This is a genomic window from Streptomyces sp. NPDC104313 (genome assembly GCF_055583985.1).
On sequence record NZ_JBVJMW010000001.1, the window covers coordinates 184,464 to 197,835 of the forward strand.

The 13,372-nt window shown below is 70.8% G+C and carries 10 protein-coding genes; all 10 read right to left on the reverse strand.

What is annotated here, in order from left to right; all coding sequences use genetic code 11:
* Nucleotides 1–4: 4 nt before the first annotated feature.
* On the reverse strand, nucleotides 5–745 hold the full coding sequence (pgeF, locus tag ACZ60Q_RS00845; RefSeq protein ID WP_469626407.1) for a peptidoglycan editing factor PgeF: 741 nt from the start codon (nucleotides 743–745) through the stop codon (nucleotides 5–7).
* Nucleotides 742–1,962 (reverse strand): cell division protein FtsZ, encoded by a 1,221-nt coding sequence (gene ftsZ / locus ACZ60Q_RS00850; RefSeq protein ID WP_469626410.1) that lies wholly within the window; start codon nucleotides 1,960–1,962, stop codon nucleotides 742–744. Before ftsZ ends, pgeF begins: the two co-directional genes overlap by 4 nt.
* A gap of 276 nt (nucleotides 1,963–2,238) precedes the next feature.
* Nucleotides 2,239–3,033 carry a cell division protein FtsQ/DivIB gene (locus ACZ60Q_RS00855; RefSeq protein WP_469626413.1) on the reverse strand — a complete coding sequence of 265 codons (795 nt, stop codon included), beginning with the start codon at nucleotides 3,031–3,033 and terminating at the stop codon, nucleotides 2,239–2,241.
* A gap of 62 nt (nucleotides 3,034–3,095) precedes the next feature.
* Complete coding sequence (gene murG, locus ACZ60Q_RS00860; RefSeq protein WP_469626415.1) at nucleotides 3,096–4,184, reverse strand: undecaprenyldiphospho-muramoylpentapeptide beta-N-acetylglucosaminyltransferase; 1,089 nt, start codon at nucleotides 4,182–4,184, stop codon at nucleotides 3,096–3,098.
* A gap of 6 nt (nucleotides 4,185–4,190) precedes the next feature.
* On the reverse strand, nucleotides 4,191–5,636 hold the full coding sequence (ftsW, locus tag ACZ60Q_RS00865) for a putative lipid II flippase FtsW (protein ID WP_469627947.1): 1,446 nt from the start codon (nucleotides 5,634–5,636) through the stop codon (nucleotides 4,191–4,193).
* Nucleotides 5,637–5,700: 64 nt separating this feature from the next.
* Entirely contained in the window at nucleotides 5,701–7,146 is a 1,446-nt protein-coding gene (murD, locus tag ACZ60Q_RS00870; RefSeq protein WP_469626418.1) for a UDP-N-acetylmuramoyl-L-alanine--D-glutamate ligase, read from the reverse strand.
* A complete protein-coding gene (gene mraY / locus ACZ60Q_RS00875) occupies nucleotides 7,128–8,198 on the reverse strand; it encodes a phospho-N-acetylmuramoyl-pentapeptide-transferase (RefSeq protein WP_469626421.1) in 1,071 nt (356 codons plus the stop codon). The genes murD and mraY overlap by 19 nt, the downstream gene beginning before the upstream one ends.
* Complete coding sequence (locus tag ACZ60Q_RS00880; RefSeq protein ID WP_469626423.1) at nucleotides 8,195–9,616, reverse strand: UDP-N-acetylmuramoyl-tripeptide--D-alanyl-D-alanine ligase; 1,422 nt, start codon at nucleotides 9,614–9,616, stop codon at nucleotides 8,195–8,197. Before ACZ60Q_RS00880 ends, mraY begins: the two co-directional genes overlap by 4 nt.
* 4 nt (nucleotides 9,617–9,620) lie before the next feature.
* Entirely contained in the window at nucleotides 9,621–11,339 is a 1,719-nt protein-coding gene (locus tag ACZ60Q_RS00885; protein ID WP_469626426.1) for a UDP-N-acetylmuramoyl-L-alanyl-D-glutamate--2,6-diaminopimelate ligase, read from the reverse strand.
* Nucleotides 11,340–11,379: 40 nt separating this feature from the next.
* Entirely contained in the window at nucleotides 11,380–13,368 is a 1,989-nt protein-coding gene (locus ACZ60Q_RS00890) for a peptidoglycan D,D-transpeptidase FtsI family protein (protein ID WP_469626429.1), read from the reverse strand.
* Nucleotides 13,369–13,372 lie beyond the last annotated feature (4 nt).

Consider the following 13,372-nt stretch of genomic DNA (forward strand, 5'->3'; position numbering starts at 1 on the left):
CCTATCAGTCCAACCAGACATATCCGGCGAGCCGCCCGGTGGCACGCTCGCGTCGGTACGAGAAGTGGTCGCCCGATTCCAGGGTGCAGTACGGCGAGGAGTGCCGGTCGGTCACACCGAGTGCGGCGAGCTGGGCGTGGACCCCGCCGGTGACGTCGACCGCCGGGGTTCCCCAGCTGGTCTCGGACCAGGTGCCGGGGACGGCGTCGGCCACCTCGGCCCGCATCGCCTCGGGCACTTCGTAGCACCGTCCGCAGACGGACGGCCCGGTGTGCGCGGTGATCCGGGAGGGGTGTGCGCCGAGCGCGACCATGGCCTCGACCGCCGCCGGAACGACTCCGGCGACCAGTCCCGGCCGCCCGGCGTGCGCCGCCCCGACGACCCCGGCGACCGGGTCGGCGAGAAGTACGGGAGTGCAGTCGGCGGTGAGGACCGCGAGCGGCAGTCCACGCCGGGCGGTCACCACCGCGTCCACGGCCGGAATCTCCGCGTCCACGCCCCAGGGTCCGTCCACCACCGCGACGTCCCGGCCGTGCACCTGGTTCATCCAGACGACCCGCGCCGGGTCGATTCCGAGAGCGCGGGCCGCACGCTCCCGGTTCGCGCCGACGGCGGCGGGGTCGTCGCCGACCGCGCCGCCGAGGTTGAGCTCACCGTACGGAGCGGCGCTCACTCCGCCCCACCGGTCGGTGAAGGCGAAGCGAGCGCTGCCCGTGACGGGTGCCGCCAGGTGCTGAGCTATCACTTCAAGAAGTCCGGAACATCCAGCTCTTCGGCCTGGGTGTCCTGGTAGGGGCGGGCCGGCGGGACGTGCGGCGGAGAGACCGGCCCGAGCGCGTTCTCACTCGAAGCCGACGGGGCGGGCTCGGCCGGAGCCGAGCTCTCCTCGCGCGGGGGTACGGAACCGAGTCCGCCCATGGAGCGCGTGGACTCGGCGGAGGACCTGGCCGGGGCGGCCGGCTCCTCGCGCTTGTTGCTGTTCGCGCCGAGGACGTTCTCCCGACGGGCCGGCGGCTGCCCGCCGTCGAAGCCCGCCGCGATCACGGTGACCCGCACCTCGTCGCCCAGGGCGTCGTCGATGACGGCACCGAAGATGATGTTGGCCTCGGGGTGCGCGGCCTCGCTCACCAGTTGGGCGGCCTCGTTGATCTCGAAGAGACCGAGGTCGCTGCCGCCGGAGATGGAGAGGAGGACACCGCGGGCGCCGTCGATGGAGGCTTCCAGGAGGGGCGAGGAGATCGCCATCTCCGCCGCCGCCACCGCACGGTCGTCGCCGCGCGCCGAGCCGATGCCCATGAGCGCCGATCCGGCCTCGGACATGACCGACTTGACGTCGGCGAAGTCGAGGTTGATGAGACCCGGGGTGGTGATGAGGTCGGTGATGCCCTGGACACCCGAGAGCAGCACCTGGTCGGCCGACTTGAACGCGTCGAGCACACTGACCTGGCGGTCCGAAATGGACAGCAGACGGTCGTTGGGAATGACGATGAGGGTGTCGACCTCTTCGCGGAGTTCGGCGATGCCGTCCTCCGCCTGGTTCGCGCGTCGTCGGCCCTCGAAGGTGAACGGGCGGGTGACCACGCCGATCGTCAGAGCGCCGAGCGAGCGTGCGATGTTGGCGACGACGGGTGCGCCGCCGGTGCCGGTGCCGCCGCCTTCTCCGGCGGTGACGAAGACCATGTCGGCCCCCTTGAGGACCTCCTCGATCTCCTCACGGTGGTCCTCTGCCGCCTTACGACCTACGGCCGGGTTCGCCCCGGCGCCGAGGCCCCGGGTGAGTTCGCGGCCGACGTCGAGCTTGACGTCGGCGTCGCTCATCAACAGGGCTTGTGCGTCCGTGTTGATCGCGATGAACTCGACACCCTTGAGGCCGACCTCGATCATTCGGTTGATGGCATTGACACCACCGCCGCCGACACCGATGACCTTGATGACTGCGAGGTAGTTCTGCGGTGCTGCCACGTCGAAGGCCTCTCGCCTCGAGTTACGTGTCGTCGCTCTGCGGTAGCCCCGCGGCGACGACTGATGTCGATGGGGACGGTCCGAACGCCGACCCAAACCCTAACGTTGAAGTTTAGGGTTACCAGTGTGTCTGCTTCCTGGACTCTTCCGAACAGGACACTAAGTCGACAAGTGGCGCACGTTCAACGAACACGCCGAACCTCCCGTTTTTCTTTTCACCCTATGTGATCACCCGTAGCGCTGACCAACCAGGGTGCTGGCCAGCACGAATACCCGTCAACTCGCCGATACCGCCGGGGCGGTGGGAGCACTTACATCGAACTGTCCCGCTTTGGGGGCGGCTTTTATGAGAGCGATGAGGACCCGCGCCTTCACCGGCCCGTCCTCGCCACTCCCCCAGGTCACCACACGATCGCGGGTCAGCCGCAAGGAGATCGCGTCGTACGAGGTGACCCGTACGACCTCGGTGTCCTTGGCCACACCCGTCGGAAGGTCGCCGGCGACCCGGACCGCCTCCCGCAACAGACCGTCACCGCCGAAGCGGCGAAGGCTCGCGGAACGTTCGGGAGTCAGCTCCAGCAGGGGTACGCCCTTCGGCGCCTTGTCCACGGTGGCGAAGCGCACACCCTTGGCATCCACTTCCACGAATGCGCCGCCCTTTTCGACCAGCAGGACCGGCTTCCGTTCGGTCACCTTAAGGCCGATGCCGTCCGGCCAGGACCGAACGACATCAACTGTGTCGATACGAGGCAACTTCTGGCGCAACCGGCGCTCCATGGCGCCGGTCTCCACGGAGACCAGCGGGGCGCCGATCGGTGTGGCGGCAACCGCTTCCACTTCTTCGCGGGTCAGGACCTCCACACCGCTCGTGCTGACCCTCTCGACACGGAGCCAGGAGGATCCGTAGAGCACCCAGATCACGAACCCGGTGAGCAGGGCGGCCGCGACGCCGATCAGGATCAGCAGGGTGCGGCGGCTGATCCGGTGCCCCTCGGGGCCGATGCCCGGCGGGCGGGCGGAGGTGTCCGCCCGCCCGGGTACGCCGCGCTGGGCGGTCGTCGGTCCGGCCACGCTCGCTCCTTCGCCGGACCCGGGACGCCCGCCCCGGGTCCGCACCGCATCGCGCCGGGCGCCTAGCGGCGCGCGGCAATCGCTTCGTACACCATGCCGACGAGCAGGTCGTCGGCGTCGCGCCGGCCGAACTCGGCCGCGGCGCGGGACATTTCGTACAGCCGGTGGGGGTCCGACAGTACCGGCAGGACGTTGCCCTGCACCCACTCCGGGGTGAGCGCCGCGTCGTCCACCAGCAGGCCGCCGCCGGCGTTGACCACCGGCTGGGCGTTGAGCCGCTGTTCGCCGTTGCCGATGGGCAGCGGAACATAGGCGGCGGGGAGCCCGACGGCGGTGAGTTCGGCGACGGTCATCGCGCCCGCGCGGCAGAGCATCATGTCGGCCGCGGCGTACGCGAGGTCCATCCGGTCCACGTACGGTACCGGGATGTAGGGCGGCATCCCGGGCATGTTGTCGATCCGCGGCAATTCGTTCTTCGGGCCGACCGCATGGAGGATCTGGATCCCGGAGCGCTGGAGCAGCGGTGCGACTCGCTGCACGACCTCGTTGAGGTGGCGCGCGCCCTGCGAGCCGCCGGAGACCAGCAGCGTGGGCAGGTTGGGGTCGAGGCCGAAGGAAGCACGGGCCTCCGGGCGGACCCTGGCACGGTCCAGGGTGGCGATGGTGCGGCGCAGCGGGATGCCGATGTAGCGGGCGCCGCGCAGCTTGCTGTCCGGGGTGGAGACGGCGACCCCGTGGGCGTAGCGCGAGCCGATCTTGTTGGCCAGGCCCGGGCGGGCGTTGGCCTCGTGGACCACGATCGGCACGCCGGCCCGCTTGGCGGCCAGATAGCCGGGCAGCGCGACGTAGCCGCCGAAGCCGACCACGCAGTCCGCCTTGGTGCGCTCCAGGATCTGCTCGGCGGCCTTGATGGTGCCGCGCAGCCGGCCCGGGACGGTGATCAGTTCGGGCGTGGGCTTACGGGGCAGCGGCACGGCGGGAATGAGCGCCAGCTCGTACCCCCGTTCGGGCACGAGCCTGGTCTCCAGTCCGCGTTCCGTGCCGAGGGCAGTGATTCCCACGGTCGGGTCCTGCCTGCGCAGGGCGTCTGCGAGGGCAAGCGCGGGCTCGATGTGTCCGGCGGTCCCCCCGCCGGCGAGTACGACATGCACCGAAATTCACCGCTCTCCGGACGGACGCTTCTTGACGCGCCGTCTCATCGTCTTCCATCTCACCCCGGGCTTCCGCATGGCCAGGGCCGCCTTGGCGGCTGGGTCCTCCCGTGCGAAGGCGATCATCAGCCCGACCGCGAACATCGTCGGCAGCAGGGCCGACCCCCCGTAGGAGAACAGCGGGAGCGGAACCCCGGCGATCGGCAACAGGCCGAGCACCGCACCGATGTTGATCACGGCCTGGGCCGTGATCCACGTGGTCACACCTCCCGCGGCAAACCTCACGAAGGGGTCCTCCGTGCGTCCGGCCACGCGGATACCCGCATAGCCTAGAGCCGTGAACAGGGCGAGCACGGACAGCGTCCCCGCCAGACCCAGTTCCTCACCGGTGATCGCGAAGATGAAATCGGTGTGGGGTTCCGGGAGTTGACCCCATTTTTCCACACTCGCACCCAGACCGGAACCGAACCATCCGCCGGACGCCAGAGCATAGATCCCGTGTGCGGCCTGCCAGCAGCCGCCCTCCGGATCGGGTTCGCTCACGCCCATGCAGGCGAGCCGGGACATCCGGTTGGGGCTGGTCCTGATCAGCAGGAACGCGATGACGGCGGCGAAGCCGAGCACCCCGGCGAACAGCCGGGTGGGAGCGCCCGCCAGCCAGAGCAGACCGAACAGGATCGCCGTGAGAATGATCGCGGTTCCCATGTCGCCGCCGAGCATGATCAGTCCGAGCAGCATGAAGGCGACCGGCACGAGCGGCACAAGCATGTGCTTCCAGTGCGCCAGCAACCGCTTGTCCTGCTTACGGGCCAGCAGGTCCGCCCCCCACAGGATGAGGGCCAGCTTGCCGAACTCGCTGGGCTGGAGCTGGAACGGGCCGCCCAGGTAGAGCCAGTTCTGGTTGCCGTTGACCGACATCCCTATCCCCGGTACCTGGACCAGGACCATCAGGAAGACGGTGACCATCAGTATCGGGTAGGCCAGCGCCCGGTGCAGCTTCACGGGCATCCGGGCGGCGAGCAGCATCAGCCCGCCCCCGATGACGGCGGCGAGGAACTGCTTCGCGAAGAAGTACGTCGCGGGCTTGCTGATGTCCAGCGCCTTGATCATCGAGGCGGAGTAGACCATCACCAAGCCCAGCACGGTGATCAGGAGGCTGGAGCCGAGGATCACGTAGTAGGCGGTCAGGGGCCGGTCCCAGGCCCGTCGTGCCCGCTCGTAGGTACGGCGCGGTCCACCGCCGCGCCCGGTGCGCGGCGTGCGGGTCCCCCGGCCACCGCGTCCGGAGCCGGCGGGCGTCTCGGGACGCCTGGCTCCGGTGGCGAGGCGCCCGCGCAGGGCGAGCCCGTCGGGCAGCGGCACTCCGGAGGGTGCGGGCGCCGCGGCGAGGAGGCGGGGAACCGAGGCCCGTACGCGGTCCCGCCGTACGGCGAATCTCTCGTCGGCCGGCATCATCGCTGTCCCCTCCACTGCTCGTGCCCGGGGCCCGTGGCCCCGGGCACGGAGGCCCGGTCGGTCAGGCGCTCTCGTCGGCGCGCGCGCGGACCGCGTCCGCGAACGCCTCGCCCCGCTTGTTGTAGTTGGTGAACATGTCCATCGAGGCACAGGCCGGGGCCAGCAGTACCGTATCGCCCGGCCGGGCGAGCTCGGCCGCCCGCGCGACCGCTTCGGACATCGTCCCAGTGTCGGTCCGGTCGAGGTCGACCACCGGGACTTCGGGGGCGTGTCGCGTCAGGGCTTCGCGGATCAGCGCCCGGTCGGCGCCGATCAGCACGACCCCGCGCAGCCGCTTCGCCGCGCCGGTGACCAGCTGGTCGAACGTGGCGCCCTTCGCCAGTCCGCCCGCGATCCAGACGATGGAGTCGTAGGCGGCGAGGGAGGCCTCGGTGGCATGGGTGTTGGTGGCCTTGGAGTCGTCCACGTAACGGACTTCGTCGATGTCCGCGATGTGTTCGATGCGGTGGGCGTCCGGTCGGAAGGCGCGCAGACCGTCGCGGACCGCGGACGGTTCCACGCCGAAGGCGCGGGCGAGGGCGGCGGCCGCGAGGGCGTTGGCGATGTTGTGCGGGGCCGGGGGGTTGACGTCGGTGACCTCGGCCAGTTCCTGGGCCTGCTTCTGGCGGTCGGCGACGAACGCCCGGTCGACGAGGATGCCGTCGACCACGCCGAGCTGCGAGGGGCCGGGGGCGCCGAGGGTGAAGCCGATGGCCCGGCAGCCCTCTTCGACATCCGCCTCGCGCACCAGGTCCTCGGTGGCCGGGTCGGCCGCGTTGTAGACGCAGGCGACGGTGTTGCCCTCGTAGACGCGGCCCTTGGCGGCGGCGTACGCCTCCATCGAGCCGTGCCAGTCGAGGTGGTCCGGCGCCAGGTTGAGGACGGCGGCGGAGTGGGCGCGCGGGGAGGGCGCCCAGTGCAGCTGGTAGCTGGACAGTTCGACGGCGAGGACGTCGTACTCGGTCTCGCCGAGGACCGCGTCCAGCAGCGATACGCCGATGTTGCCGACGGCCGCGGTGCGCAGGCCTGCCGCTTCGAGGATCGAGGCCAGCATCCGTACGGTGGTGGTCTTGCCGTTGGTGCCGGTGACCGCGAGCCAGGGCGCGGCCTTTCTGCCGTTGGTCCCGCGCAGTCGCCAGGCCAGTTCGACGTCGCCCCAGACCTGGACGCCCGCCTCGGCGGCAGCCAGGAAGAGCGGCTTGTCCGGCTGCCAGCCGGGGGCGGTGACGACGAGTTCCGTGGACGGCGGCAGGGTGGCGCCGTCGCCGAGGCGCACGGTGATGCCGAGCGCCTCCAGCTCGGCCGCCTGCGCGCGGGCGCGTTCGTCGTCGCCGTCGTTGACGACGGTGACGAGCGCGCCGCGCTCGTGCAGGGCGCGGGCCGCGGGGATCCCGCTGACGCCGAGCCCGGCGACGGTGACGTGCTTGCCCTGCCAGTCCACGGTGCTGCTCACTTCTTGGCTGCCCATCCCGCGTAGAAGAGGCCGAGGCCGACGATCACGCACATGCCCTGAATGATCCAGAAGCGGACCACGACAAGGACTTCGGACCACCCCTTGAGTTCGAAGTGGTGCTGGAGCGGTGCCATCCGGAAGACCCGCTTGCCGGTCATCTTGAAGGAACCGACCTGGATGACCACGGACATGGTGATCATCACGAAGAGGCCGCCGAGGATGGCGAGGAGGAACTCGGTGCGGGACAGGATCGCGAGACCCGCGAGCGCGCCGCCGAGGGCGAGCGAGCCGGTGTCGCCCATGAAGATCTTGGCGGGCGAGGTGTTCCACCACAGGAAGCCGAAGCAGGCTCCCATCAGGGCGGCGGCGACGACGGCGAGGTCGAGCGGGTCGCGTACCTCGTAACAGGCGCTCGGGTTGGTCAGGTTGGCCGCGTTGGCACAGGATTCCTGGAACTGCCAGAGGCCGATGAAGGTGTAGGCGCCGAAGACCATCACGGAGGCGCCGGTGGCCAGCCCGTCGAGGCCGTCGGTGAGGTTCACGCCGTTGGACATGGCGAGGATCATGAACAGCGCCCAGACGCAGAACAGCACCGGGCCGATCGACCAGCCGAAGTCCTCGACGAACGAGAGCCGGGTGGAGGCCGGGGTGTAGTTCATGGAGTTGGGGAACTGGAGCGAGAGCACCGCGAAGGCGATGCCGACGATCAGCTGTCCGGCCATCTTCGCCTTGGCCCGCAGACCGAGCGAACGCTGCTTGACGATCTTGATGTAGTCGTCGAGGAAGCCGACGACGCCCATCCCGGCCATCAGGAACAGCACGAGGAGGCCGGAGTAGCGGATGTCCTCACCCGTGATGACCTTCGCGAGGAGATACGCGACGATCGTCGCCAGGATGAAGGCGATACCGCCCATCGTGGGCGTGCCCTGCTTGCTGCCGTGCGTGCGCGGGCCGTCGTCCCGGATGAACTGCCCGTATCCCTTGCGGGCCAGCAGCTTGATCAGCAGCGGAGTCCCGACCAGGGTCAGGAAGAGCCCGATGGCCCCCGCGAAGAGGATCTGCCTCATCGGCCGGCGACCTCGCCCTCGGTCGAGTTCTCCAGCAGTGCCAGGGCGACCTTCTCCAGGCCGACCGACCGGGACGCCTTCACCAGCACGACGTCTCCCGGGCGCAGTTCACTGCGCAACAGGTCGACGGCCGCCTGTGCGTCGGACACGTGCACCGACTCCTCACCCCACGAACCCTCGTTATATGCGCCCAGTTGCAGCCAGGAGGCTTCTCTCCCCCCGACAGCGACGAGCTTGCTGACGTTGAGCCGGACGGCGAGCCGTCCGACCGCGTCGTGCTCGGCGAGCGACGCGTCACCGAGCTCGGCCATCTGACCGAGCACCGCCCAGGTGCGCCCCCCGTCGGCCCGTCGGGCCTGACCCATGGCAGCCAGCGCACGCAGTGCGGCTCTCATGGATTCGGGGTTCGCGTTGTAGGCGTCGTTGACGACCGTCACACCGTCCCCGCGCTCGGTGACCTCCATGCGCCAGCGGGAGAGGGTGCCCGCCTCCGAGAGCGCCTCGGCGATCTCGGTCACGGACATGCCCAACTCATGGGCGACGGCGGCTGCGGCGAGCGCGTTCGACACGTGATGCTCACCGTACAGGCGCATGGTCACGTCGCTGCACCCGGTGGGTGTGTGGAGCTCGAAGGCGGGCCGCCCGTCGGCGGTCATCCTGACCTTCTCGCCCCGTACGTCCGCATCCGGGGCTTCCCCGAAGAGCAGGACGCGGGCCTTGGTGCGCGCGGCCATGGCGCGGACGAGCGGGTCGTCCGCGTTGAGCACGGCGCAGCCGTCCTCGGGCAGGACCTCGACCAGCTCGCCCTTGGCCCGGGCGATGGCCTCCCGGCTGCCGAACTCGCCGAGGTGCGCGGAGCCGACGTTCAGGACGAGGCCGATGCGGGGCGGGGTGAGGTTGGCCAGATAGTGGATGTGGCCGACGCCCCGGGCCCCCATCTCCAGAACCAGGTGCTCGGTCTCGGCGGTGGCGGTCAGGGCCGTGACCGGCAGACCGATCTCGTTGTTGAGGGAGCCGGGCGTCCAGACGGTCGGGCCCTTGCGCTGGAGGAGCTGCGCGATCAGGTCCTTGGTGGACGTCTTGCCGGCGGAGCCGGTGAGTCCGACGACGGTGGTGCCGAGGCGTTCCACGACGGCACGGGCGAGGGCTCCGAGCGCGCCGACGACGTCGTCCACGACGATCGCCGGAACGCCTACGGGGCGGGCCGCCAGCACGGCCGCGGCACCCGCCTCGACGGCGCGCCGGGCGTAGTCGTGGCCGTCGACCCGTTCGCCGGCGAACGCGGCGAACAGGCTGCCGGGCGCGACCTCACGGGAGTCGATGACGACGGGGCCGGTCACGGTGACTGCCGGATCCGGTATGTCGCAGGACTGCCCGCCGACGATTTCGGCGATCTCGGCGAGGGAAAGGGTGATCACTTGGTCATCCCTGACTGTTGTTCTCGAGGTGAGGGACACGGTCCGCGGCGCCGGGGCGCGTCAGGGACCGCTCGATGGCTGCGTGCAGGACCTCGCGATCGTCGAAGGCGCGTACCACCCCGTGGATGTCCTGGCCCTGTTCATGCCCCTTGCCCGCGACAAGGACGGTGTCGCCCGCCTCCGCGCGGGCGACGACGACGGCGATGGCGGAGGCGCGGTCGGCGTCCACCAGCACGTCACCGCGTTCGTGGACGGGCACTTCGGCGGCGCCGGAGAGCATCGCGGCGAGGATCGCGAGGGGGTCCTCGGAGCGGGGGTTGTCGGAGGTCAGCACGGCGGTGTCGGCGAGCCGGGCGGCTGCCGCGCCCATCGGGCCGCGCTTGGTGGTGTCGCGGTCGCCGCCACAGCCGAGGACGATGTGCACCCTGCCCTCGGTGACCTTGCGCAGGGAGCGCAGTACGGACTCGACGGCGTCGGTCTTGTGCGCGTAGTCGACGACGGCGAGGTAGGGCTGTCCGGCGTCCACCCGCTCCAGCCTGCCGGGGACCCCGGGGACGGCCGCGATGCCGTCGGCGGCGGTCTGCGGGTCGACTCCCGCGACGGCCAGCGTGACGATCGCGGCGAGGGTGTTGGCGACATTGAACGGGCCGGGCAGCGGGGCGCGGGCGGTGATTCGCTCGCCCTTGGGGCCGACGGCGGTGAAGGTGCTGTCCCGCGGGCCGACCTCGACGTCCTCGGCGTGCCAGTCGGCGTCCGGGTGACCCTCGGCGGAGAAGCTGGTGACCGGCACCCCGGACTCGGTCAGGAGCCTGCGGCCGTACTCGTCGTCGAAGTTCACGACGCCGCGGTGGCTGCGTTCGGGGGTGAACAGCTGGGCCTTCGCCTGGAAGTAGTCCTCCATGCCGGAGTGGAACTCCATGTGCTCCGGGCTGAGGTTGTTGAAGACGGCGACGTCGAAGACGCAGCCGTCGACCCGGCCGAGCACCAGGGCGTGGCTGGAGACCTCCATCGCGACGGCCTCGACGCCGCGTTCGCGCATGACGGCGAACAGGGCCTGGAGGTCGGTGGCTTCGGGGGTGGTGCGCTCGGACTTGATGCGCTCGTCGCCGATCCGCATCTCGACGGTGCCGATCAGCCCGGTGGGGCGTCCGGCGGCGCGCAGTCCGCCCTCGACGAGGTACGCGGTGGTGGTCTTGCCGGAGGTGCCGGTGATGCCGAGCTGGAGAAGGCCGATACCGGGCCGCCCGTAGATGTCGGCGGCCAGCTCGCCCATGACGGCGCGCGGGTCCTCGGTGACCAGCACCGGCAGGCCGGTGGCCGCGGCGCGTTCGGCGCCGGCGGGGTCGGTGAGGACGGCGGCGGCGCCGAGGCCCGCGGCCTGGGTCGCGAAGTCGGCGCCGTGGAAGCGGGCGCCGGGCAGGGCCGCGTACACGTCGCCCGGGCGCACGGCCCGCGAGTCGTGCGTGATGCCGGTGACCTCACCGGACCCGGCCGCTTCGACGCCGAGCCGGTCTGCCAGCTCGCCGAGAGGGGTGGGCCGGAGCCGGTCCGGTCGGGGCGCTCCCGGGTAGGTCACAGGCGCGTCCTTCTGAGAGGTTTGGGACTGATCAGCGTGGGGCACGGCGGTGAGCGTACCGGGCCGGTGCGGCGTCTCGCGAAGCGAGGGACCCCGGTTGCGGCGGTTCTCGTTCCGGTTCCCCGGATCGGGGGTGATGGTTGTCACTGAGGGTTCCCTTGGAGGAGATGCTCGCGCATCCCCGTATTCACTCGCCGGGCTTGAAGGACACCGGCAGCCGGGGTGGCTCGCTGCCGGACGGTGGGGTCTGGAGCGTCTTGAGCGCGAACTCCATGACCTGCTTGTGGATCGGGCCGCAGATCTGGCCGCCGAAGTAACTGCCCTTGGTGGGGTTCTGGATCGCGCAGTAGACGGTGACCTGCGGGTTGTCGGCGGGGGCGAAGCCCGCGAAAGAGGCGGTGTAGCCCTTGTAGACGCCGCGGACGGGGTCGACGCGGTTGGCGGTGCCGGTCTTGCCCGCGACCCGGTAGCCGGGGATGGCGGCCTTGGTGCCGGTCCCTTCCCGGTCGCCGACGACGGACTCCAGCATCGTCGCCAGGGTCTTGGCGGTCTTCTCGCTGACCACCCGGTTCGCCCCGGGGGCCTCGGCGGCGGCGAAACGCCCGTCTGAGCCCTTGGCGCCGCGGACGAGGGTGGGGGCGATCCGTACGCCGCCGTTGGCGATGGTGGAGTAGACCGAGGCGGCCTGGACGGCGTTGAGCGAGAGGCCCTGGCCGAAGGGGATCGTGTACTGCTGCGAGGTCGACCAGTCCTTGGGGTGGGCCAGCAGCCCCGGCGACTCCCCGGGGTAGCCGAGCCCGGTCTTGGAGCCGAGGCCGAACTTGCGCAGGTAGGAGTGGAGGACCTGGTTGGACTCCGCCTGGGTCCTGCCGAGCTGACCGGTCGCCAGGATGGTGCCGATGTTGCTGGACTTGGCGAGGACCCCGTTGAGCGTGAGGTACCAGGTGGGGTGGTCCACGTCGTCCTTGAAGAGCCGGTCGCCGCGGTGCAGCCGGTTGGGGACGGTGACGTGGGTGCCGGGCGTGGCGGCCTTCTCCTCCAGTACGGCGGCCATGGACATCACCTTGCTGGTGGAGCCGGGCTCGTACACGTCCTGGAGGGCCGCGTTGCCGAGGGAGGCGGAAGTCGCCTCGGAGAGGTCGTTGGGGTCGTAGCCGGGGGCGTTGGCCATGGCCAGCAGCTCGCCGGTCCGCGTGTTCTGCACGATGACGTAGCCGCGGTCGGCCTTGGACTTCTCGACCTGGTCGCTGATCGCCTTCTGGGCGGCCCACTGGATGTCGCGGTCGATGGTCAGCTCGATGTCGGAGCCGGGCACGGCCGGGATCTCGCTGCTGCCCGCGGTGGGGACCCGCCGGCCGCCGGCCTGGGCGTAACGGATCTTCCCGTCCTCGCCCGCGAGTTCCTTGTTCAGCTGCGATTCCAGGCCGCCGCCGCCCTTGCCGTCGGCGCTCACGAATCCCAGTATCCCGGCGGCGAGATCCCCGTTGGGGTAGACGCGCCTGGTGGTCGGCTCCTGGAGGACGCCGGCCAGGACGTTGGCTCCCGGACCGCCCTTCAGCTCGTCCTCGGACGCCTTCTCGGCGAAGACGGACTTGAGGTCCTTGATCTGCTTCCAGACCTGGGGAGTCTGCCGGTAGGCGAGAACGGTGTAGCGGGACTTGGGCGCCGAGAGCTTCTTGACGAGCTCGTCGACGTCCTTGCCGAGGATCGGGGCGAGCAGGGCCGCTGCCTGCTGGGGCGCGTCGGGGGCCTTGCTGTCCTTGGGCGTGAACATCTTCGGGTCGGCCGTGATGTTGTGCGCGTCCACGCTGGTGGCGAGCGCGACGCCCTTGCGGTCGGTGATCTCGCCGCGCTCGGCGGCGACCGTGTACTCCAGGTAGCGGTTCTTCTCCGCCTTGGCCGCGTACGCGCTGGCGTCGACGGCCTGGACCTGGAGCAGGCGGGCCACGAAGGCCAGCATGACCAGCGTCAGTCCGAGGCTGACGAGCCGCAGCCGTGGGCGGGGGCTGCCGAGCCGCAGGGAGCGCGGCGCGCCTTCGCGCGCGGTGGTGCGCCCCGCGGCGGGACGGGGGCGGCGGGCCGGTGGGCGCGCGCCGGAGCGGCCGGACCCTGCTCCCCCGCTGCGGGGGCGGGCCGGTCCGGGTACGCGGCGGCGCGGCGGTTCCTTGGACGGCACTGCG